Source organism: Pseudomonas sp. TE3552 (assembly GCF_056278945.1).
Map to the genome: position 1 here is coordinate 3,632,827 of NZ_JBWBQJ010000001.1, position 22,935 is coordinate 3,655,761.

At 60.3% G+C, this 22,935-nt stretch carries 17 protein-coding genes; all 17 read right to left on the reverse strand.

Translation table 11 applies throughout. The features are described from left to right. Nucleotides 1–2: 2 nt before the first annotated feature. Entirely contained in the window at nucleotides 3–2,936 is a 2,934-nt protein-coding gene (locus ACZ9BB_RS16340; protein WP_476214629.1) for a TIGR00180 family glycosyltransferase, read from the reverse strand. 52 nt (nucleotides 2,937–2,988) lie between these two features. Next, nucleotides 2,989–3,726, reverse strand: a complete 738-nt coding sequence (locus ACZ9BB_RS16345) for a cephalosporin hydroxylase family protein (protein WP_476214630.1) — start codon at nucleotides 3,724–3,726, stop codon at nucleotides 2,989–2,991. A gap of 17 nt (nucleotides 3,727–3,743) precedes the next feature. Further along, nucleotides 3,744–4,814, reverse strand: coding sequence for a class I SAM-dependent methyltransferase (locus ACZ9BB_RS16350; RefSeq protein ID WP_476214631.1), 1,071 nt, complete (start codon nucleotides 4,812–4,814; stop codon nucleotides 3,744–3,746). Next, nucleotides 4,804–5,676, reverse strand: a complete 873-nt coding sequence (locus ACZ9BB_RS16355) for an NAD-dependent epimerase/dehydratase family protein (protein WP_476214632.1) — start codon at nucleotides 5,674–5,676, stop codon at nucleotides 4,804–4,806. The genes ACZ9BB_RS16350 and ACZ9BB_RS16355 overlap by 11 nt, the downstream gene beginning before the upstream one ends. After that, on the reverse strand, nucleotides 5,673–6,233 hold the full coding sequence (gene rfbC, locus ACZ9BB_RS16360; protein ID WP_476214633.1) for a dTDP-4-dehydrorhamnose 3,5-epimerase: 561 nt from the start codon (nucleotides 6,231–6,233) through the stop codon (nucleotides 5,673–5,675). Before rfbC ends, ACZ9BB_RS16355 begins: the two co-directional genes overlap by 4 nt. Further along, nucleotides 6,230–7,312: a CDP-glucose 4,6-dehydratase gene (gene rfbG / locus ACZ9BB_RS16365; RefSeq protein ID WP_476214634.1), complete on the reverse strand. Its 1,083-nt coding sequence runs from the start codon at nucleotides 7,310–7,312 to the stop codon at nucleotides 6,230–6,232. Before rfbG ends, rfbC begins: the two co-directional genes overlap by 4 nt. Continuing rightward, nucleotides 7,294–8,067 carry a glucose-1-phosphate cytidylyltransferase gene (gene rfbF / locus ACZ9BB_RS16370; RefSeq protein ID WP_476214635.1) on the reverse strand — a complete coding sequence of 258 codons (774 nt, stop codon included), beginning with the start codon at nucleotides 8,065–8,067 and terminating at the stop codon, nucleotides 7,294–7,296. The genes rfbG and rfbF overlap by 19 nt, the downstream gene beginning before the upstream one ends. A gap of 266 nt (nucleotides 8,068–8,333) precedes the next feature. Next, entirely contained in the window at nucleotides 8,334–8,717 is a 384-nt protein-coding gene (locus tag ACZ9BB_RS16375; protein ID WP_476218334.1) for a calcium-binding protein, read from the reverse strand. Nucleotides 8,718–8,858: 141 nt separating this feature from the next. Beyond that, a complete protein-coding gene (locus ACZ9BB_RS16380) occupies nucleotides 8,859–12,419 on the reverse strand; it encodes a glycosyltransferase (RefSeq protein WP_476214636.1) in 3,561 nt (1,186 codons plus the stop codon). Nucleotides 12,420–12,514: 95 nt separating this feature from the next. Continuing rightward, nucleotides 12,515–14,080, reverse strand: coding sequence for a flagellar hook-associated protein 3 (locus tag ACZ9BB_RS16385; RefSeq protein ID WP_476214637.1), 1,566 nt, complete (start codon nucleotides 14,078–14,080; stop codon nucleotides 12,515–12,517). A 13-nt stretch (nucleotides 14,081–14,093) separates the two neighbouring features. Next, nucleotides 14,094–16,154 carry a flagellar hook-associated protein FlgK gene (gene flgK, locus ACZ9BB_RS16390; protein ID WP_476214638.1) on the reverse strand — a complete coding sequence of 687 codons (2,061 nt, stop codon included), beginning with the start codon at nucleotides 16,152–16,154 and terminating at the stop codon, nucleotides 14,094–14,096. Nucleotides 16,155–16,177: 23 nt separating this feature from the next. Further along, nucleotides 16,178–17,476: a flagellar assembly peptidoglycan hydrolase FlgJ gene (gene flgJ / locus ACZ9BB_RS16395; RefSeq protein WP_476214639.1), complete on the reverse strand. Its 1,299-nt coding sequence runs from the start codon at nucleotides 17,474–17,476 to the stop codon at nucleotides 16,178–16,180. A gap of 11 nt (nucleotides 17,477–17,487) precedes the next feature. Then, nucleotides 17,488–18,576: a flagellar basal body P-ring protein FlgI gene (locus tag ACZ9BB_RS16400; protein ID WP_253426641.1), complete on the reverse strand. Its 1,089-nt coding sequence runs from the start codon at nucleotides 18,574–18,576 to the stop codon at nucleotides 17,488–17,490. A 27-nt stretch (nucleotides 18,577–18,603) separates the two neighbouring features. Next, a complete protein-coding gene (gene flgH / locus ACZ9BB_RS16405; protein ID WP_476214640.1) occupies nucleotides 18,604–19,299 on the reverse strand; it encodes a flagellar basal body L-ring protein FlgH in 696 nt (231 codons plus the stop codon). 52 nt (nucleotides 19,300–19,351) lie between these two features. Beyond that, the gene (gene flgG, locus ACZ9BB_RS16410; RefSeq protein ID WP_205887176.1) at nucleotides 19,352–20,137 is read right to left on the reverse strand and encodes a flagellar basal-body rod protein FlgG; all 786 of its coding nucleotides are present in this window, start codon (nucleotides 20,135–20,137) and stop codon (nucleotides 19,352–19,354) included. A gap of 45 nt (nucleotides 20,138–20,182) precedes the next feature. Then, nucleotides 20,183–20,923 (reverse strand): flagellar basal body rod protein FlgF, encoded by a 741-nt coding sequence (locus tag ACZ9BB_RS16415; protein WP_026286705.1) that lies wholly within the window; start codon nucleotides 20,921–20,923, stop codon nucleotides 20,183–20,185. Nucleotides 20,924–21,278: 355 nt separating this feature from the next. Continuing rightward, on the reverse strand, nucleotides 21,279–22,838 hold the full coding sequence (locus ACZ9BB_RS16420) for a sigma-54-dependent transcriptional regulator (protein WP_476214641.1): 1,560 nt from the start codon (nucleotides 22,836–22,838) through the stop codon (nucleotides 21,279–21,281). Between the last annotated feature and the right edge of the window lie 97 nt (nucleotides 22,839–22,935).

Sequence of the window (22,935 nt, forward strand, 5' to 3'; positions counted from 1 at the left end):
GCTTATGCGAGCAACTGCGCCCAATTCACGCTGGTCGGTTCGCCGAGAGTAAAGCCCTTGCCGGTCAAGGCCAGGTTCTGGTTGTAGGCTGAGTCGTGTTCGAAGCGGGCATGCCACTTGTCGCGCAGGGCCGCAAGAGCCTGAGGCGCCTCAGGCAACAGGCCCGGGTGCAGCAGTTGCGCTTGGGGCGTCCAGACAGTGAGGTAACCTGCATCGGCGACTTTCAGGCACAGGTCGACATCAGCGAAGGCCTCATCGAAATGCTCTTCGTCCAAGCCTCCGACCGCTTCATACAAGTCCTTGCGGATCATCAGGCACGCACCGGACACCGCCGAATAGTTCTGCTCGACCTGATGTCCATTCATGTAGCCCTTGGCCTCCTTGCGCTCGCCGACAAAGACCGAGCCGATATCGCCATTCAATCCGAGAACCAACCCGGCCAGGGTGGTAACACCTTGAGTGTCCGTCAACTTGGCGCCAACGATGCCGACTTCGGGACGCTGAGCCTGGTTGAGCATGGCGTCGAGCCAATTGGCATTGAACACTTGGGCTTCGGCCGACAGCAGCACCAGATACTCGCCCTTGGCCTCGGCGCTTGCAACGTTATACAACGCTGAATCACTCAGGCGCTGACCGGTGCGCAGCACACGAATGCGCTCGCCTTTGCCTTCCTGGCTGCTCAGCCATTCGGCCAGCTCTGGCAATTGGCTGTGGTTGTCGACAATCAGTACTTCGTGACGCTGGTAGCGGGTGCGCTGCAGCACGCTGGCCAATGCACATTGCAAGTGTTCCAGGTTGTCCTGGCTCTGGAGGACGATCGACACCATCGGTCGCTGAGCGTGCTGATAGTCGATCTGCCAAGTCTGCGGCAGCTCCGAACTGACCTGGCCGCGATAACCGCGGTTGACCAGATGACGAGTCAAAACCTGACGCTCCTGAGCATTTTCTTCAGTGGCCGGCGCGTTGCAGATCAGCAAGGGTTCGGCCAGATGCGCCAGACCACCAAGACCGCCGTCTTCGATCAGACGCAGCAATAGGTCGAACTCCAGCGCCTGGGTGTATTCCGCCGAGAACCCCTTGGCCTGGACCAACACATCACGCTGGATCAACCAGTGCCGCGCCATCAGCGACGGCACGGTTTGCAGCAGATCGAGGTTGACCCCGGGACGGAATACATCCGCCAGAGCACCGTTGGCCTGACGCTGAATTTCGTCCATCGCCACCGCACGCACACCCTCGGCGCCGATCAGCTCCAGGCTGGCGCGCAGCAACCCGCTTGGGGTCAACTGGTCACCGGCCTCGGCCAGCAGCAGCCAGTCGACAGACCATTGGGTGACGATCTGGTTGATGCGCTCCACGTAGTTGGCGGTGGTGACCTTGACGAAGTGCACGGTGTCGCGCACGGACGTGATCGCCGGCAATTCGCCGGTGGTGAAGACCACCACTTTGAAGGCCTTGCAGTGACCGTTGACCAGGCTGTCGAAGGTCGCCTGCAACTTGAACATGTCCGCATCCAGGTCCAGCAGCAGAATGCCGAATTGCGGGCCGCCATTGTGCTTGGCCAGATGCCTGGAGATCGCTGAAAGTTGAGCGGTATCGGGATTGCGTGCTTCGAGCCAATCGAGCAAGCGCCCGGACGGCATGTTCTGAAGCAGTGTGCGGTCATCCTGTCCCGGGACCGAATCCAGACGCTTGGCCCATGCTTGAAGCTTGAGCTTCTCGTCCTGTTCCTCGGTGCCTTCGAGCGATTCGATCAAGCGCTTGACCACCGACCGGTTGAACAGGTTAAGACTCAATGCCTCCCACAAGCGAGCGCGAATGGTGCGGTCGTTGTCGTTAGGCTGAATTCGCATCAGTTCGTGTTGCTTGAGCAGGATGCCTTCGAGCTCCTGCAATTGCAGACGACCGGCCGGCATGGCGTGCAACAGAAACTCGAATTCGGTCAGCAGGTCGAACATCGGTTTGTTGTAGAACGGCATTTCGACGAACTGCTCTGGCCCGAACGAGCGAACCGGCTCGCGCCCCGCCTCGACCCAGGCCGAACGGAAGATCATGGTGCCTTTGAGCGAGCGACCTTCAAGCAGGCAGTCGGCCATGGCGGTAAAACTGTCCAGAGCAATCTGTTTGGCCCGGGCCGGGTCGCTGTCGCTGAACTGCGTCGGGATCGAGGCCAGGAATTGCGCAAACTGCTCGCGTTCGGCGACGGTTTTCGCATCCTTGTACGTCAGCACGGTCAGCACGTTAGTGTTGTGGTCCGAACCGCCATAGTTCGCCTCGCGCACAGCGTAGGGAATCGGCAGGATCCGCGCCTTGGCACACGCCAGCAGGTAGAACGCGTGGCCGATTTCCTGCCACTCGAAACTGGTACCGGCAGGCAACAGGCTGTACCACTGTTGCAGCAGGTCGGTGCGGGTCACTGCGTAGAACGGCGGCAGGAACTGCCCCATGAATTCAATGACCCGATCTTCAGGCCGCTGCGAGTCGTAATCTTCTTGCACCCGTTGGTCACGACGGTAGTAGTTCACTTCGGTGGCACGGGTCAGGTACATCATCCCGTAGCCATGGCACAGGCCGTAGTCAGGGTTGGCGTCAAGAAACTCCACCGACTCGGTCAGTGCGCGGTGCAACAGGAAGTCGTCATCAGCAGCAAACACCATGTACGACGTGGTGACCTGATTGACGCCGTAGGTGAGTTTTTCCTGCAGCCCCTTGTAGCTGTACTGGGGCAAGTGGCGATAGTCGACCGACGGGAAGTCCCGAGTCATGCGCTCATCGCCCTGCACGGACGAATCCAGCACCAGCACCTTGGCGGCATAGCTGCTGTAGTACTGCAAGGTGCGTCGCAGGAACGCATTGCGGTTGTGGGTGATGACCACCACCGTGAACAGCTCGTTCAGCGGTGTCACATTGATTTGAGTGCTGCTTTGAACCTGCATTATTCCTATCCCCACAACTGGCCAATCGCCGAGAACCTGAAACGGTTTTTGATTAACGAACGCGACGCAGATAGCCGTCCGGCGCCACGGTGATCAGCAGTTTGTTTTGCATTTGCCGGTCGATTTCGAAGTCCTTGTTCTCTTCCAGGTACTTCCATACGGCGGTTTTCGGGTTATCGCCGTGCCCCCATAGACGATCCGGGAAGAAATCGGCCGGCATGTCTTCAACCACGGTGTCCATAACCACGCAGTAGCTGTCCACCGAAACCAGTGGTGCGTACAGGCGCAGTTCTTCCAGCACGTGATCGTGGGTGTGGTTGGAGTCCAGTACCAGAATGACTTTCTTGCCTTCGGCGATAGCGTGCACCCGGGCGGCGATGGCCGGGTCGATGCTCGAGCCTTCGATCATCTTGATGCGCTTGCTCATCGGGTGACTTTCGATGGCTTCGCGGTTGTGCGGGCGGATGTCGAGGTCGATGCCCAGCACTTCGCCGTGGCCTTGCAACTCCAGCAAGGAGGCGTAGTAGATGATCGAACCGCCGTGGGCAATACCGCACTCGATGACCAGATCCGGTTTGACCTGCCAGATGATCTCCTGCATCGCCATCATGTCTTGCGGCAGCTGGATGATCGGACGGCCCATCCACGAGAAGTGGTAGCTGTATTTGTGTCGGGCGGACTCGTTGAAGAAGTCCCGGGCCAGGCCGACGACTTTCTGGTCGTCGCCCTGACGGGCGATCTCTTCTCGGCACTCGGCTTCGAAGGCTTTATGGATGCTGTTGTCGGTCATTTGAAAATTCTCAAGGGTTACTGAAACAAAGCGCTGTCAACGGCGTGATAGACGTAGCGTCCACCGGTCATCCGCTTGATCTCTTCGAAATAATTGGAGTTCATCACAAACAGGTTGGCGCCTTCGGGCAAGGCATCCATGGCCTCTTGCGGCGAGGACACCCGCACGCCGCTCAGGGGCAGATACCGGCCCTGTTTGGCCGGGTTGATATCCACCACGCGATCCACCGCCACACCCGCTCGTTGCAGGAACAGCGAATAAATCACGCCTTTGGACGACGCGCCCCAGATCGCCGAACCTTGCTCGGGCGCGGCCCGGATAATCTGCACCGCGCGGTCGAGGCTGGCGGTGAAATGATCCGACAGCGTCAGCAACTTCGGTGCCTCGACCGGCGTGCGGCGCAACGTCGACAGATCCGCAACAATGTACAGGTACTGACCACCGAAAAGGTGCCCCGCCTCGTGCACCGTTCCGAACATTGCGCGCAGATCCGCAAGGCGGAAGTAATTCACATGTTCGTAGAAAACATCGAACCAGGCGTTGTGCTCGACAATCCAGTCGAAGCACGGCACTTCGATGTAAATCTGCCCGCCATGGTTGGCACTGGCTATTTCAGCCAGGAAACTGACCGGATCGCTGATATGTTCCAGCACGTGGCGCAGGATGATCGCGTCGGCGGCCAGCCCCAGTTCCCGGGCGAAAGGGGCCTTGATCACTTTGGCATTGTCACCTTCGTAGGAAGGGTCGATCCCAGTGATGGCATAGCCAAGCCCCCGAAGCATCTCGAGGAAATAGCCTTTGCCGCAGCCGACTTCAATCAGGTTTTTTCCTTTGAAATGATGCGCCAGGATCGCTTCGACATCATTCAAGTGCTGCTGAAACTGAACCGAATGGGCTTGTTCGTTTTGATAGTCGGCGTCATAACTGAGTTTGCTGGCGTCGAACGCCTGGTTGAAGATCAACCCGCTCTGGCTGTCTTGCACCAGCACGATATCCGAGCCACCCGACGCCCGCGCCTGTTCGGCAGTGGCAAAGGTGCGATTCTGCAGAACCGGCAGCCCGATTGCCCGATAGAGTTCATGCTGCATGCTCTTCTCCCGTCAGTTGCGAAATGCGCTGGGCATCGCCCCAAAACGCCATGGGTTCATGGGCGGAATAACCGTAGTGCCCCAGATTCAGGACGATGGAGGATTGGCGCTGGCGCACGCGCTGCTCGACCAGCGCCCGCACGGACACCGGTTGGCCGCTGCAGCAGTTGATCACGCCATCGACATCGCGACGGGCGATGAGCGCTGCCAATTGAGAAGCGGCCTGCCCGATCTCCAGGTAGTCCCGCAACTGATCGCCCGTCGACATATTGAACTGCGTGTCACCGGCGTCGATGGCCCGGTCGAGGCTGGCCAACAGGCTGTTGGGGTTCTGCCCCTCGCCATGCAGGTAAAACAGCCGCGCCCACTGCAAAGTAAACGTGTGCTCACGCTGCAAGGCTTCGAGGAACAGACGCAAAGTGTGTTTGGCCAGGCCATAAGATGTATAAGGCCGGGCGGCCGCCGACTCGTCCAGCGGGCCGCTTTGCAGCCCGTACTCGAAACAGGTGCCGGTAACCAGCACCTGGCTGACACCCGCGGCGATTACCCGTTTGAGAAACCCGTAATCCAGCGGCAGGTTTCGCTCGAAATGGAACAGCGCCTGATAGTTCGGCAGGCCGGCCCACGCCAGATGCGCGATAGCGTCCACGCCGCTGGCCAGGCTTTCCACGTCCAGATCCGGCGCATGCAAATCCGCCGCGACAAACTCGACATCAGCGAACCATGGCATCGCACGTGCCGCTTCAAGACTGCGCGACACCGCACGCACCTTGAAGCCTTTGGTGAGCAGGGCACTGACCAGATGCCGGCCGACGAAACCGGTGGCGCCGGTGACCAGCACGGTCGTGTCGGGGCCTGTCACAGTTCAACCCCGGTGAAATCATTGTCCAGCAATGGATGGGTCGCATCTTTGGCCGACAAGTTCTTGACGGGTAATGGCCAAGGGATCGACAACGCAGGATCGGTGACCGACAGGCCGGCCTCATGATCCGGCGCATAGTCCGCGTCCGTCAGATAGAGCACTTCCGAATCGTCGGTCAGGGACTGAAATCCATGGGCGAAACCCGCCGGGATCAACAAGCTGCGTCCGTCGTCGGCCCGCAGCTCTTCGCCGTGCCACTGCAAATACGTCGGTGACTGCGGGCGCAAATCCACCACCACATCCCAAACCGCGCCGCGTACGCAGGTAATCAGCTTGGATTCCGAAAAACCGGCTTTTTGGTAATGCAGGCCACGCACACTACCCTTTTCGACCGTACGCGAATGGTTGATCTGGCGGATGACGAATGGACGGCCCTGCGACGTCAGGCGGGTCTGGCAAAAAAGTCGGGCAAACCGGCCTCGATCATCACAGAACACTTTTTGCCGGATCAGATACAACCCCTCCAGCTCCAGTACCTGGAGCGTGAAATCAGTCATGATCGTTCCCTATAGAGATTCAATTGATTCAAGGTCATCGTGCGCATGTCGTCACCGCTCTGCCAGGCCAGGTGCCAATCGAGGGTCTGGGTCAGGCACTGTTGCAACGACCAGCGTGGCTGCCAGCCGAGCAGCTGACGGGCGCGGCTGCTGTCCAGACGCAACAGGCCGGCCTCGTGCAGATCGCTCGGTTCGATGCGCAGACCGCGCGCTTGCGGCCAGCGACTGGACAGCAGCTCGACCACTTCGCCGACGCTGCACATGTCCGCTTCGCTCGGGCCAAAGTTCCACGCACCGGCGTATTCCGGGCCTTGTTCGTAGAGCCCGGCGGCCAGTTGCAGATAACCGGCCAGCGGCTCCAGCGCGTGCTGCCACGGGCGCACGGCGTGCGGGTAGCGCAGGGTCACCGGTTCGTCGGCTGACCAGGCTTTGAGTACATCGGGAATCAGGCGCTCCGGGGCAAAGTCGCCGCCGCCCAGCACGTTGCCGGCGCGGGCGGTGGCCAAGGCCAGGCCATGCTCGGCGTACTTGTCGGCGGGGAAAAACGACGCGGCATAGGACTGGGCCAGCAATTCGCAACAAGCCTTGCTGCTGCTGTAAGGGTCGTGACCGCCAAGGGCTTCGTCCTCGCGGTACGGCCACAGCCATTCCTTGTTGGCGTAGACCTTGTCGGTGGTCACCAGCACACAAGCACGCACACCGCCGACCTGGCGGATCGCTTCAAGCAGGTTGAGCGTACCCATGACGTTGCTGGAATAGGTGCCCAGCGGGTCGCGATAACCTTCGCGTACCAGTGGTTGGGCCGCCAGGTGCAGGACGATTTGCGGTTGGGTCTCGGCGATCAGCTCCAGCAACGCACCGAGGTCTCGCAGGTCGCCGCGTTGATCATTGATGCCTTCGCGCACCCGCGCCAGTTCGAACAGGCTCGGTTCGGTGGACGGGTCGAGAGCAAAACCGCTGACCTCGGCACCGAGGCTTTGCAGCCACAGGGTCAGCCAACTGCCCTTGAAACCGGTGTGCCCGGTGACCAGCACCCGTTTGCCGCGCCAGAATTGCGGACTCAGTCCCATTGCTTCCATGGGGCCTCCCCGCTCTGCCACAACGCTTCGAGGTGGTTCTTGTCGCGCAGAGTATCCATCGGTTGCCAGAAGCCCGAGTGCTCGAAGGCACGCAATTGCTCAAGCTCGGCCAGACGCATCAGCGGTTCTGCTTCCCAACTGGTCGCATCACCCGCGATGTAGGGCAGTACCTCCGGTGACAGAACAAAAAATCCACCATTGATCCAACCACCATCGCCGCGCGGTTTTTCAGTAAATCCCAGAACCTGGTCACCGATGCGTTGCAGAGCGCCATAACGACCTGGCGGTTGCACGGCGGTGACGGTGGCCAGCTTGCCGTGGGCTTCATGGAAATTCAGCAGCGCACTGATGTCGACGTCGGAGACGCCATCGCCATAGGTGAAGCAAAAGGCTTTTTCGCCCTTCAGATAGGGCGCCGTGCGCAACAGACGGCCACCGGTCATGGTTTCCTCACCGGTATCGACAAGGGTGACGCTCCACGGCTCGCTGTAGTTCTGGTGCACGTCCATGCGGTTATTGCGCATGTCGAAAGTGACGTCGGAGGTGTGCAGGAAGTAGTTGGCGAAGAAGTCCTTGATCGCATAGCCCTTGTAGCCAAGGCAGATCACGAAGTCATGAATCCCGTGGGCGGAGTACTGTTTCATGATGTGCCAAAGAATTGGCTTGCCACCGATCTCGATCATCGGCTTGGGCTTGAGGTGCGACTCTTCGCTGATGCGCGTGCCCAGGCCACCCGCCAGAATTACTGCCTTCATCATCTCCCCTTTTGTTCTTCACAGAGCTCGGCCAAACTGTATCGAGCTTTTTCGGGCCTTTCTGGCTAAAACCGTTTGCCGCGTCGGACGCTTGTGGTGTGACCGCAAGTGCTCGTTTTATGGCGATATCAGGGGGACCTGCAGGAAACGCGCCAGCTCGATGAGCCCCGCGCCGGCGCCGCAATCAGGCATAAAAAAAGGATGAGCCCGGTCAACAGCAACCGGAGTCATCCCCTTCAGCGGTGTATCAAGCCTTCAACCCGGATTCAGGATTGAGGGCATTGAATTCCGGGGTCATCCAAACATGGCAAACCGGATCCCGTGCCGTTGGGCACATCGTTGCCTTCACCACCATCGGCCATACCGTGAACCACCGTGATGCTATCGCCACCCGCCTCGCCATAGGCCCGACTACCCACATCATCGGCAGCAGTGACAATCACGTCACCGCCATTGCCGCCGTACAGAGTGTCGGCTTGCGATACATTGGCCACACCGTCAAGTGTGAACGGCCCGATCGGCGAAACCAGCCCGCCATAAATGTAATCGTTACCATCACCACCGTAGATGACATCGTCACCGAACCCACCCTCAAGGTAGTTGACGTTGGCATCGCCGGTCAGTGTGTCATAAAAGCTGATGGCCCTGATGGGCTGAGAAGCTTTTCATTTTTCAGGTTTTAGAAAAGCAAATGCCCCGACAAGTCGGGGCACTTGCTTTTAGCCGGGGTAGATTGCGTTTTCACACAGTCTGATAAAGTCACCTGTTTTCAAGGGATGGCTCGGAGCCAATCAGTCCGGCAACCAACCCCACAACCAGTGGTTCAAATGATCGCCCCGCAACATGAAATCCCGATGCACCACCTCACGCAATTCATCGCCCATGCGGTAACTCGCGTCCGGGTCGGCCAAGTGCATGCGGATGGCTTGCAGCCATTCCGCCGTGCTGTTGCTGTGAACCCGGGTGCACGGCAAGTGGCCGCGATAAGCCTCAGTGTCGGTGCAGATCACCGGGTATCCGCAGGCTCCGTACTCCAATAACCGCAGATTGCTTTTGCAGTCGTTGAAGATATGGAATTCCAGCGGTGCCAGCGCCAGGTCAAGGTTCAGACTGGCCAGTTTGAACGGGTAGCTCTGCAGGCCGATGACGGGATGAAACTCGTGGATGTACGGGCGCAGCTCGTCCGGACACATGCCGAAGAACACCCACTCGACTTCGTCCGCCAACTCGCGCACTACCTCGGCAATGATCTCCAGGTCCCCGGTATGACTGGTGCCGCCACCCCAGCCAACGCGAGGTTTGCTGGAGGTGCGGCGACGGCTGGTCAGCGTCGCCCAAGGGGTCGGCGGCAACATGTTCGGCACCACGCGAATGTCGTTGTGCATGCTCGACAAAATATCGGCCAACGGCTGGGTGGTGACTACCAAGCGGTCGCACAGGCCGACGCCTTCGCGCAGCATCTGTTCGATGTTGACCGGTTTGTTGCGGGCGTGAGCGTTTTTCTTCGGTGCGCTGACGATGTAGTCGTCGAGTTCGAAAACCCGCAGGGCGCTGGAATACTTTTTCATCCGCAGAATATCGTCGACTGAACCTTCGCTGTAACGTCCCTGCAGGACGATGGTGTCCGGGGACATACGCTCGATCTCCACGATCGACGGCGACTCATGGGCCACCCGTGAGATCACTCGTCCGGAGGCTTCGAGCTCTGCCAGCGGCGCGATCACCCGGTAGTGACCGACGGCAGTGCTGTTGACCGGAAGACCGAGAATCAGCGGCAATGCACGGGTGCAAAACGGGTTCCAGTTGTTGCGTAGCGAAGGCTCCAGGCTGAAGCTGGAAACCCCAAGGCTCAGTGCCGGGCTGTAGGCCGGATCCTTGGCGATCTTCGGCAGCCATTTGCGATAAAAGGCGTCCTGTTCACGCACACACACCTCCGGCGTCGACTCCTCACCTTCCGGGGCCAGCACCACACTGGAATACGGCGTCCAGACCACCAGGTAGCCGTTGTTATTCACCCGCAGGCACAAATCGACATCGCCCAAGCCCTGGGTAAACGTCACCTCATCGAGCTGCCCCTGACTGTCGAACACTTCCTTGCGAACCATCAGGCATTGGTCACTGACCGCGCTCCAGTTCTGGGTCATGTGCAACCGCTGCATGTAGCCGCGAGAATCAGCAGCCTCCCCGGCGAATGGCGAACCGACCGCCCCCCCCAACCCGAGGATCAACCCGGCGCTGACGATCGATCCTTGCGGACTGAGAATCCGGGCGCCGACCACCCCCACTTCGGGACGCTGTGCGTGGTTGAGCAATTCGTCCAGCCAATCGCTGTTGCAGATCACCGCCTGAGGACTGAGCAGCAGCAAGTAGTCGCCATGAGCCAGGCTCGCAGCGAAGTTGCGGATCGCCGCATCGTTGGCATCCCCGGCGTAACGCAGCACCCGCAGCATCGCGGCCCCCAGCTGCGTCATGGCAGCCAACCAGTCGAGCATCGCCGGGTCGTCAGTGCCGCTGTCGACAATCAGGATTTCGTACTGGGTGTAAGCCGTGCGCTCGATCAAACCTTCGGTACAACGTTGCAAGGCGTAAAGCGAATCGCCGGTCTGGATGATGATCGATACCAGCGGACGCGCCTCATGCCGGTAATCGATGCGATTGATCAGTGGCAATTCTTCGTGACGGATAGTGTGCGCCATGCCGATACGGTCCAGGTGCGCACCGACCATGCCAGCGTTGTTCTCGATGACTTCGGGTAATGACAGCCAGTCGGCAAAGGCCAGACTCGACTCCACCTGAATCTCGGCGATGTGCTCGATGGTCTGCGGACCGACCTCTTCCACCAGACGCCACATCAGGTCATGGGGTGCCAGCTCGCCGTGAGCCGGATCAAACCCACCCAGGGCCATGAAGCGCTGACGCTCGAAGGCCAGGGCTCGGCCGACGTAGGGGTAGGCACGCATCAGATCGAGGTTGAAATCCGGTTTGAACACCGCGTCGCTCGACTCGCCGTCGATCAAAACGCCTTCGTCGCTATAAGCACAGAGAATGCCCGGCGCCCCAGTGATGCGCTCCGCCAGAATCAGCAGCGCCGATTCGCGCAAGGTGTCGCCAGCCTGCAACAGGTAAAACCAGTGAGCCCCTTCCAGTTGCGGGACCACGGCATTGAGCTGTTGCGCCCAGCCCGACTGGAACGGCAACTGGACGATGCGATCTTCGGCTTCACAGTGCGCATCGGACAGCACCACCACTGCCTGAGGCGCATACAGCTGAGCACTGATGCTTTGCAATGTGGTTTTCAGCGCAGCGCTGCCGGCACCGCGGTCAATGACGATCGGCACGATCTGCGGGCGGAACGCCCAGCTGTCGATGCGCTGCGGCATGAGCCGCTGCTCGACTGCCGAGAACCTGCGGATCGCCAGCCATTGGCGATAGAAGTCGGCGTAACTCTCGCTCTCCCCACCGACTCGACCATTGACCACCGTGCCGCGGTTGCTGAGGATGTGCATCACAAACAACTCTTCCCAGGCGTGGGGTTGATCCGTGACTTTGGCCAGGTCGATATAGCGAACCCAGCCCGATGCCGGCGCCGATTCGCCACTGCGTACCGCGAGCATCTGCGCCAGCCAGCTCCACTCGACCTTGGTAGCCTTGAGCATCTCCGGGGTCCGGCTCAGCCGCTGCGAATACAGACGCTCGGTGCTCAGCACGGTGCTGAGCGACACCAGGTTACCGCGGCGCATCAGGCACACGAACAAGGCGAAATCGAGCATGGCAATGAACCCGAAGCCTTCCTGGATCAAGGCTGGCAACAACTCCAGCACATCAGCGCGACGCATCAGGCTAGCGCTGAAATTGCCGAGGAAATTCTTTGGCATACCCTCGAAAATCGCCAGCATATCGTCACCCTTGAACAACGCATCGTTCGGACAAAAGCGGCAGTTGCCCACCCGCGACGGCAGCAGAAAATTGCCAGCGTCGCTGAACATGCGCAGCGCAAACACCAGATTGACGTCTGGGTGATCGATCAACACCTGAGCCTGCAAGGCAACGCTGGGCGAAAACAGTCGATCGTCATCGCAGAGCACTTTGATGAACTCACCCCGGGCTTCTTCAACGCAACGCAGTACGTTCTTCTGCAACCCCAGCCGTTGCGGGTTACGCAAGTAGCGAACCGGATGAACCGGCTCGGCGAAGCTCTCAACGATGTTCTGGATGTCATCGTCGGGCGAGTCGTCGCAGATAACGATTTCGATGTGCTCGTAGGTCTGAGCAAGCGCACTCATCAGCGCCTGGCTGAAGAATCGCGGGTTGAAGGCAGGGATGACGATGCTGACGAGGGGGCGTTGATTCACGGCGGGAAACTCTCGAGCGGCGGGCCTCTACCCTTTCAGGCAGAGGCCCCGGAACCGCTTAAAAAAAGACGGTTGGCAGCTCGACGGGCGCTGGCTCAGACCTTGTTGAACAGGCCCAGCTGAGCAATCTTGCTAAAGGCCAGTTGCGAGGCCTGCAACATGGTTTGTTGCAAGGTCAGACGGGTCATTACTTCAGCCGGATCGGAATCGCGGATCGAGGATTGGGTCTGGGAATTGGCCAGTTTCAGGCTCTGGTTGGTATCGCTCTGGGTTTCCAGGGCCTGGCCACGACCGCCTACCGAACTCAAGGCACTGGACAACTGATCGATGCCGCTGGCCAGGTTGGCATTACCCGAAGCCAGTGCCGCTTGCAGTTTCTGAGTGGCGATCGGGTTGCCATTGGTCGGCGTATTCAGCGCGGTTTTCAACTGGCTCACGGTGTCCAGAATGTTCTGGGTTTCGTGAGTATTGACCGCAATGCTGAACTGATCGTTGGCAGCCGGCGCACCGCTCAGAGTAAAGCTCACACCCGATGCGGTGGCGACGCTGCCGGCCATGGTCCCGGTGGACACCGGCCTGCTGCTGGCCGTCAAAGGCGCTGCGTACAGTTCGAAGGCGGTGGCACTGGTGAACTTCAGGATCGCCGAACCGCCAGGAAAACTGGCGTGGTAATTCACCGGATTGGTGATGCTGCTGGCGGTGACCTGCGCCGTCGAAGGGTTGCTCGGGCTAGCGGTTGCGGTGAAGGTGTCTGGTTTGGCCGCCAGGGTAAAGGTGTGGCCGGGCAGCACGGTTGCCGCCGTATCACCGGTGCTCAGATTGATATTCAGGGTCAGCTCGACCCCGCGGAAACTGACGGCCTGGCCGGTCTTGCTGGCAGGATCAAATGCACCACCCTGGCTCGCTTCGGCAGTCACGTCGTTACCGGCCGAGTCAGTGATCTTCAACTGCGTACCGCTGACGAAGTCCACGGTATACGGCTCGCCACTGCGGAACTTGCTGTTGTAGGTAACGCCCGACGACACCTGGCCATTGGACAGGGTCACGCGACCGTCATCCACCGCCGGTGCGGTCATGGTGACCTGGCTGCGGCTGGTGTTGATCGCCTGCTGGAACGCATCCCAACCGGTGCTGTTGGTGGCCATCGACATGGTGTCGCCGACCGCCAGGTCAAGCGTCACCTGGTCACCGTTGTAGCTGTAGGTGCCGTCGTTGTTGCGTGTGAACGGCACGGTATCACCCTTGGAGCCGGCGAAGATGTACTTGCCGTTCTCGTCCTGGCTGTTCATCAGGCTCAGCAATTGCTCTTCGATCTGCCCCAGCTCCGAGGCATTGGCCTGACGGTCGGCATCCGTGAAACCGGCGTTACCGGAGCTGACAGCCAATTCCTTGGCGCGCTGCAATACGTTGCCGATACTGGTCATCACCGCTTCGGTGGTCCCCAGGGTGGCCTTGATAGTGGTGGTGTTGGCCTCGTACTGATCAAGCATCGAAGCCTGCTGACCCAATTGCAGCAAGCGCGAGGCACCCACCGGATCGTCGGCAGCGGTATTGATGCGAACCAGGCTGCTGGCCTCTTCGCTGCTCTTGACCACGTTGGAAAAATTCTTCTGATAGTTGGCAGCAGAGGACTCGTAAAACTGGGCGGTAGAAATGCGCATGGGCTACGACTCCTTAAAGACTGTTGATCAGTGTGCTGAAGATTTCCTGCGCAGCCTTGATGATCTGCGAAGACGCGGTGTAGTACTGCTGGTACTTGACCAGGTTGCCGGTTTCCTCATCGAGGTCGACACCGGACAACGAGTCACGAGCGCCCTTGGCGTTGGCCAGGATCGCTTCGGTGGCAGCGCTGTCGAGTTTGCCCTGGGCAGCCTTGGCGCCTACGCCCTCAACCAGTTTGCCGTAGGCGTCGGTCAGGGAAATACCTTTACTGGCTGAACCGGTATCCACGGTCTGCTTGGTCTGCAGGCCGGCCAGTGTTGTGCCGTTGCGGTTGTCCAGCGTGCCTGGCTGGCTGAGCGAGACATTGATCGCGGTGCCGTTACCTGGCGAACCGGCCACGGTCATGTCAAACGACACAGTACGCTGCACGATGGGCGGTCCCGGATCATTGATCGCGGCGCCGCTGGCGTCGACCAGTGGAATGGTCAGGCTCAGCGTATTGTTCTGGCCCGGCACGATGGTGCCGCTGCTGAGCGAGTTGCCTTGGGCATCGAGCATTTGGTAAGTCTGGGTCGTACCACCGGCCGCACCAAATACGATTTTGACCGGCGTCGAAGTCTTCAGACCGTTCTGGATCGTGGTGGTGGTCGCTGTGTCGTAGACATCGAACTTCGTGGTCAGGGTCGGCTGGCCGCTGGCCGGAATCGTCAATGTGCCGCTGCCGCCCGCAGCAATTGCCGCGCCCAACGGTGCCGCGATGGCCAGACGTTTGGAGTCGGTCATCTCGGTCTTGATGTTGGTTGCCGCGTTGCGGGTCGGGGTGATCTTGAACGTGTCGCCAGCGGCTGCGGTACCACCGGAGAGTGTCATGGAGAAACCGTCGATCACTGGCGGCGGCGTGGTCAGCGTACTGAACGCGCCCATGGCGGTGCCTTCAGGCAGACGCTGCACGGTGTAGTTGGTGGCGCTGGTGAAGGTGACCTTGTAATCGTTGATGGTCAGCTTGCCGCTGTCCTCGATGGTCACGTCGAAGTTGCCCGAGCCGGCACTGTTGCCGACTGTGGCAACGCTGCGCTGAGCCATTTGCGCGGCACTGTTGATGCTGTTGAACAGGTTCGAGCCGAAGTCACCGTTCTTGTCGATGCCCTGGGCCTGGATGGTGTTCATCTGATCGGCGACGACCAGCGCCACACGGCCCAGCTCGTTCATGGCCGGGTCCAGCACGGTGCTGCGATAGCGCAGCAAGCCGCCCATTTCACCACCGGTCATCACCGAGGTGATGTCGATGGTGCTCGAACCGCGATTGAGCTGAATGGCCGAACGCGAAGGGTCGTCTTTGCTCGGCACCACTTCCAGCTTGCTGGCGGTGCTGCCCATGACCAGCGGCTGACCGCTGCCCAGGTAAATGTCGAGGTTACCGTCACGCTCCATCACCTGCGCACCGGTGAAAGTGGACAATTGGCGTACGGTCTCGTTGCGCGCATCGAGCAAGTCGTTGGGCTGGCCGCCGGCTTTGGAAACTTCAGAAATCTTCTGGTTCAGCTGGGCCACGGTGGCCGCCAGTTTGTTGATCTGATCGGCCATGTTCTCCAGATTGCCGTTGATGTTCGCGTTCTGCGTCGTCAATTGGCTGGAGATCGAGTTGAACCGGTTGCTCAGGGCTTGCGCATCGCTGAGCAGCAGTTGCCGGGAAGCATCGTCGCCCGGTTTGGCATTGACGTTCTGTACCGAGGCAAAGAACTTGGTCAGGGCGCCATTGAGACCGGTGCCGCTGTCCGACAGCAACGCATCGAGCGGGCTGATCTGCCCGGCGTAGGCAGCCGAGTCACTGTTGAGCGAGGTGGTGGTTTGCAGTTGCGCATCGAGGTAGCTGTTGTACACCCGACGCACATCGGCGAGGGTCGTACCGCTGCCGATAAAGACATTGCCGAACTGATTCGAGGCCTTGGTGCCTTGCACGGTTTGTTGGCGTGAATAACCGGAGGTGTCGGCGTTGGCAATGTTATTACCGGTCACCATCAACGCGGATTGGCCCGCGGATAAACCCGACATCCCGATATTGAGCAAACTCATGGTTCAGACCTTATGCCTTATGCCTATAAAGGCGTAGTGGAAGCGCCCGCCGCAGCGTAGTTTTGGTAACTCGTCATCTGCTTGGCTATCTGCGAAATCTTGCTCGCGTAATCCGGGTCGGTTGCATACCCGGCTTTTTGCAACTCGCGTACAAACTGTTCTGGGTTATCGGCCGACTTCAGCACATCTTGATAACGATTGTTGCTTTGCAGCAGCGTCACAAGGTCATGGAAGCTGTCCTTGTAAGAGGCGTAGGAACGGAACTCGGCCGTCTCCTTGACCATCTCGCCATTTCTGAATTCGCTGGTGATCGCCCGCGCCGAATCGCCCTTCCAGTTACTGCTGGCCTTGATGCCGAACAGGTTATGGCTGCTGCTGCCGTCCTGGGCGCGCATGACCGATTTGCCCCAACCGGTTTCCAGGGCAGCCTGCGCCACCAGGTAACGCGGATCGACACCGATACGGTCGGCAGCTTCTTTGGCCATTGGCAGCATGGTGTTGACGAATTCGTCGGCGGAACTGAAGGCTTTCTTCGCCGGCGCCAAGGGGATTTGAGCCATGGCACGCCCATAAATCTGCATACGCCCGCTGGAGGTCGTGTCCGTTTGCGAAGCCAGCCAATCGCCGTTGTACAGGGAGCCGGAACCGGTCGCGGCGTTCTGCGGCACCTGGATTTTGTTCTGTGCCGCGGTGGCGGTCGTCGCCGTAGTCGATGCTGACGGCACCAGCCCGGCGAGCAAACGGTCGGCCAGTTTCGGTGGTAGCGCCAGACGCCGCTGATTGATCAACGCCATGTCGTTGCGGTGTGCGCCCTCGCCCGCGCTTGCCGGCGCCTTCACCGAACGCGAAGCCCACAACGGACGCTCACCGTTGAGGCGCGACAGTGGTCCGTTGGTGGGAGCCGTACCCGCGGCAATCGGTGTTTCCACGGCAGCTTGCGCGGCGGCTTGCTTGGCAGCAGACGCTGCAGCGGCCTCACCCGGCGCCAGTGGCTTGTTCTTCGACATCTGGCGCATCAGCACATCGGCCAGACCAATACCGCCGCCTTCGCGGGACAGGGAAACGGCCAACTGCTGGTCGTACATTTCCTGGTATTGCTTGGCCGCCGGCGTGTTGAGCGGATTGTCCTGGCCCAGCGCTTCGGTGGCCGAGCGCATGGACTTGAGCATTTCACCGAGGAACAGCGATTCGAATTCCTGCGCCACCTTGCGCATGTTCGCATCGCTGTTCTTGTCGCCGACCTTGAGCTGATTCAGGCGGTTCAGGTCCGAGTAGGAACCCGAATCGCTACTGCTGACCAAGCCACTTTTACGCATATCCATGATCGCCGTCCTCAGATCACGATCAGGTCGGCTTGCAACGCGCCGGCCTGTTTCAGCGCTTCGAGGATCGCCATCAAGTCACCCGGTGCCGCGCCGACCTGGTTCACCGCACGGACGATTTCGTCGAGGGTGGTGCCCGGGCCGAACTTGAACATCGGCTTGGCTTCTTGCTGAGCGTTGACCCGCGAGCGCGGCACGACCGCCGTCTGCCCATTGGACAGAGGGCCGGGCTGGCTGACGATCGGGTCTTCGGTAATGGTCACGGTCAGGCTGCCGTGGGTCACGGCGGCCGGGGAAACCTTGACGTTCTGACCGATCACGATGGTGCCGGTGCGCGAGTTGATGATGACTTTCGCCACCGCCTGACCCGGGTCGACTTCGAGGTTTTCAAGGATCGACAAATAGTCGACCCGCTGGCTCGGATCGAGTGGCGCGGTCACGCGGATCGAGCCACCGTCGATGGCCTGAGCGACACCAGGGCCGAGCATGTCGTTGATCTTGTCGACGATGCGCTTGGCGGTGGTGAAGTCCGAACGATTGAGGTTCAGGGTCAGGCTGTTGCCCTGATTGAAGCCGCTCGGCACTGCACGCTCGACCGACGCACCGCCGGGGATACGACCGGCCGACGGAACGTTGACGGTGATCTTCGAACCGTCACGACCTTCGGCGTCGAAACCGCCGACCACCAGGTTGCCCTGAGCCACGGCATAGACGTTGCCGTCGATCCCCTTGAGCGGTGTCAGCAGCAAGGTACCGCCACGCAGGCTCTTGGAGTTACCGATGGACGCTACGGTGATATCTATCTGCTGACCCGGCTTGGCGAACGCCGGCAGATCAGCACTGATCGACACCGCCGCGACGTTCTTCAACTGCACATTGCCCGAACCTGCCGGCACCTTGATGCCGAACTGCGAGAGCATGTTGTTGAAGGTCTGCAGGGTGAACGGGGTCTGGGTCGTCTGGTCGCCGGTACCGTTAAGCCCGACCACCAGGCCATAGCCGATCAATTGGTTGGAACGCACGCCGGAAATACTGGCGATGTCCTTCAGCCGTTCGGCTTGAGCATCGAAGGCCGCCATCAGCAACAGGGCGCCCACCATCAGGTGTTTAAGATTCAACGTAGCCACCTAGAAAGGGAACAGCGGGCTGAGGAAGAAACGGTCGAACCAGCCTGGCTGACTCGCATCGGCAAATGCACCGGTGCCCGAATAGGTGATGCGTGCATCGGCGACGCGGGTCGACGACACAGTATTGTCGGTGGCGATGTCATCGGCGCGAACGAGGCCGGCAATTCGTACCAGTTCGTCACCGGTGTTGAGGGTCAGCCACTTCTCGCCGCGCACAGCGATGATGCCGTTGGGCAACACGTCAGCCACGGTCACGGTGATCGAACCGGTCAGGCTGTTGCTCTGGCCGGACTTACTGTCGCCCTTGGTTGAGCGGTCGGCGCTATAGCCGGCGTTCAGACTCAGGTCGTTGCCACCGACCGGGTTATTGGTGGTCAGGCTGGAGCCGAACAACGAGGTCAGGCCGATCTTGTTGTCGCTGTTCTTGTCCATCTGCGAGTTGGCGTTCTTGCTCGCCTGGGTGCGCTCGTTCAGGGTGATGGTGATGATGTCACCGACCCGGAACGCCTTGCGGTCGCTGTACAGGTTCTGTTCGAAACCGGCCTGGTAGATCGAGCCATTATTGGCGGCAGCCGGCAGCGGCGTGCGCGGCAACACCGGGGCGTAGTAAGGGTCATTGGGCCTTGGCGTCGGGGCGACGCAGCCCGCGAGTACGACGGCCCCACTCAGTGCCAGAACAGATACGAAGCGATTCATGACCCTACCTCACGGTGTTGCAGGCGACCTCATGGCCGCCTCATAGACTTGATTACAGATTCTGCGTTACGAACGAGAGCATCTGGTCGGCGGTGGAGATCACTTTGGAGTTCATCTCGTAGGCGCGCTGAGTGGTGATCATGTTGACCATCTCTTCAACGGTGCTGACGTTGGACGTTTCCAGGGTGTTCTGCAGCGTGGTGCCGAAACCAGCCAGGCCCGGGGTGCCGACTTGCGGCGCGCCACTGGCAGCGGTTTCCAGGAACAGGTTGTTACCCACCGCTTGCAGACCGGCCGGGTTGATGAAGTCGGCGGTTTGCAGATTGCCGATCACCTGGGCAGCCGGGTTGCCGGCAACGGTGATGGACACGGTGCCGTCACGGCCAACGGTGAACGTCTGGGCGTTGTTCGGAATGACAATGGCCGGCTCCAGGGCGAAGCCGCTGGCGTTGACGATCTGGCCGTTGGAGTCCAGGTGGAAGGTACCGTCACGGGTGTAGGACGTGGTGCCATCGGGCTGCAGGATCTGGAAGAAACCGCGACCGTCGATGGCCATGTCCAACGGCTGCTCGGTGGTTTGCAGGCTACCGGCGGTGAAGTTTTTCTGGGTGCCGACGATGCGCACACCGGTACCCACTTGCAGGCCCGACGGCAGTTCGCTGTCCTGGGTCGACTGGGCGCCTGGCTGGCGTTTGATCTGGTACAGCAAGTCCTGGAACTCGGCGCGGTCACGTTTGAAACCCGTGGTCGATACGTTCGCCAGGTTGTTGGAAATGGTGGTGAGGTTGGTGTCCTGGGCGGACAGACCTGTTTTGGCAACCCATAGAGCCGGAAGCATTCGATTCTCCTCGTGCGCCTGTTTTACGGCGCGACGTTCTGATAATTAGCTGATCTGCAAGACCCGAGCCATGGCCTGGTCGTCGTCTTTGGCGGTGTTCATCATCTTGATGTGCAGCTCGAACTGCTTGGCCAGCGCCAGCACCGAAGTCATTTCTTCCACGGCATTGACGTTGCTCGACTCGAGGAACCCGGACACCAGCTTGACGCCGGCATCGGCTTGCGCCGGCTTGCCGTCCTTGGTGTGGATCGAACCATCCAGGCCTTTGGTCATGTTCTTGAAGTCCGGGTTGACCAGTTTGATGCGGTCGACTTCGGCCATCACCCGCGGGCCTTCGCCCATCGCGCGGATGCTGACGGTGCCGTCTTCGCCGACTTCGATCTGCTGCTCGGGCGGCACGGCAATCGGCCCGCCATTGCCCATCACCGGCATGCCGTTGCCGGCGCGCAGCACGCCCAGGGCGTCAACGTTCAGGCTGCCGGTGCGCACGTAGCTTTCACCGCCATCGGGGTTCTGCACGGCGATCCAGCCGTTGCCTTGCACCGCGACATCGAGGTCACGACCGGTTTCCACCAGGGCGCCCGGGGAGAAGTCGGTGGCCGGACGTTCGCTCATGGCAAACGCACGCGCCGGAAAGCTGTCACCAAACACCGGCATCGAACGGGCCTGTTCCAGGTCCTTCTGAAAACCATTGGTAGAGATGTTCGCCAGGTTGTTGGCATGAGCCTTCTGCGCCAGTGCATTCTGGCTGGCGCCGGTCATTGCCACATAAAGGTACTTGTCCACACTCTTTCCTCTGCATGCCGGACGTTTGCCGCCCACCGCTGTACTGCTGAGCCATAAGCAATTTGCAGACCAACTTTTTTCTGGCGGCGCAGGGCCCGGCAAACAAAGGACTTGAGGGGATTAGAGGGGATTGGGGGGAATGTATCGAAGACGAAAAACCGGCGGTGTTATGCCGCCAAGAGGCAAGGATCAGCCTTTGCAGCCAACACAGATTCCTGTGGCGAGGGGGCTTGCCCCCGTTCGGCTGCGCAGCAGTCGTAAATGCGGACAACTTGAAGGATCTGAAAGATTGCAAGGGGCTGCTTCGCAGCCCAACGGGGGCAAGCCCCCTCGCCACAAAAGCTCCCTCGCCACATTAGGCGTTGTCCTTGCCCACCTCATACTCACGCAACTTATTGGCAATGGTGGTATGCGAAACCCCCAACCGCTTGCCCAATTGCCGACTGCTCGGATGCTCGGAATACAAGCGCTCCAGCACCGCTTTCTCGAAGCGCCCGACGATCTCGTCCAAACCGCCCTCAAGAGAGAAATCGCCAAGCGGCTGACGCACGCCGTAGTCCGGCAGACGAATGTGTTCGGCTTTGACAGTGCCGCCCTCGCACAGAGAGACTGCCTGAAACAGCACGTTCTCCAACTGCCGCACGTTGCCCGGCCAGTGATAGTGACTCAGCCGCTCCATCGCCGCTGGCGCCAGTTTCGGCAACGGGCAACCGATCTGTCGACTGGCCTGATCGAGGAAGTGTTCTACCAGCGGTGCCAAGCCATCGAGGCATTCACGCAGCGGCGGGATGTGCAGCGAGAGCACGTTCAAGCGGTGGTACAAATCCTGGCGAAACTCACCGCGCGCGCACAGCTCGGACAAGTCCACCTGAGTCGCGCAGATCACCCGCACATCCAGATAGACCTCTTCATCGCTACCGACACGACGGAAGCAACCGTCCTGCAGAAAGCGCAGCAATTTCACCTGCAAGCGTGGGCTCATTTCGCCGACGCCATCGAGAAACAACGTGCCGCCCGCCGTCAGTTCCAACAGCCCGAGCTTGCCTTCGGCCCGCGCCCCTTCGAAGGCGCCGGGGCCGTAGCCAAACAACTCAGTCTCGGCCATGGACTCCGGCAGGCCAGCGCAGTTGAGCGCCATCAGCGGTGATTGCCCACGCGGGCTCGCCAGGTGACAGGCACGCGCCAACAACTCTTTGCCGGTGCCGGTTTCGCCTTCGATCAATAGCGGCGCATCCAGCGGTGCCATGCGCCGCGCTTCGCGAACCACCGCCGCCATCACTTTCGAGCTTTGGAAAATGCTGTCGAAGCCGCGCAACTCCTGTTTGCGCACGTTATAGATGCGCTCGCCCACCCGGTCCGCCCGGTGCAGCGTCAACACCGCACCGGCCATGGCCTCGCTTTCGTCATGCTCCGATTGCAGCGGCGCGATGTCGGCGAGAAACACGTCACCCTTGACCTTGACCCGCAAGCCGTTGATCCGTGACTTGTTGGCGCGCACCAGCTCCGGCAAATCGAAGTCCTCGGCGTACCGCGACAACGGAATCCCCGGCACCTCATCCACCCGCACCCCGAGCAGCTGCGCCGCCGCACGGTTGGCCGCGACGATGGAGCCACCCATGTCGATCGACAGCACCGGAAACTCCAGGGCTCCGAGCAAGGCATTGAGCTCCATGTGCCGACGCTCGCTGGGCATCAGCCCTACGCGCTTGACGCCGAATACCCCGGCAATGGCCTCGAACTTCGGCCGCAACGCCTGGAACTGAATGTTGATCAGGTTCGGGCAGTGCAGATAGATCGCATTGCCATGCTCACCGCCCACCTCGCCGCGGGCGACGTTGATCCCGTACTCGACCAGCAGGTTGAGAATGTCGCGCAGGATGCCGATGCGGTTCTGGCAGTGGACTTTGATACGCATATAAAGGCCCGTAACAGCGGTGATCGAGGCCCGACGCAAGAAAATTTCTGCGTGGGCACCAAGTTAGTCGTCAAGATTATGTGACACCCGTGCGCCA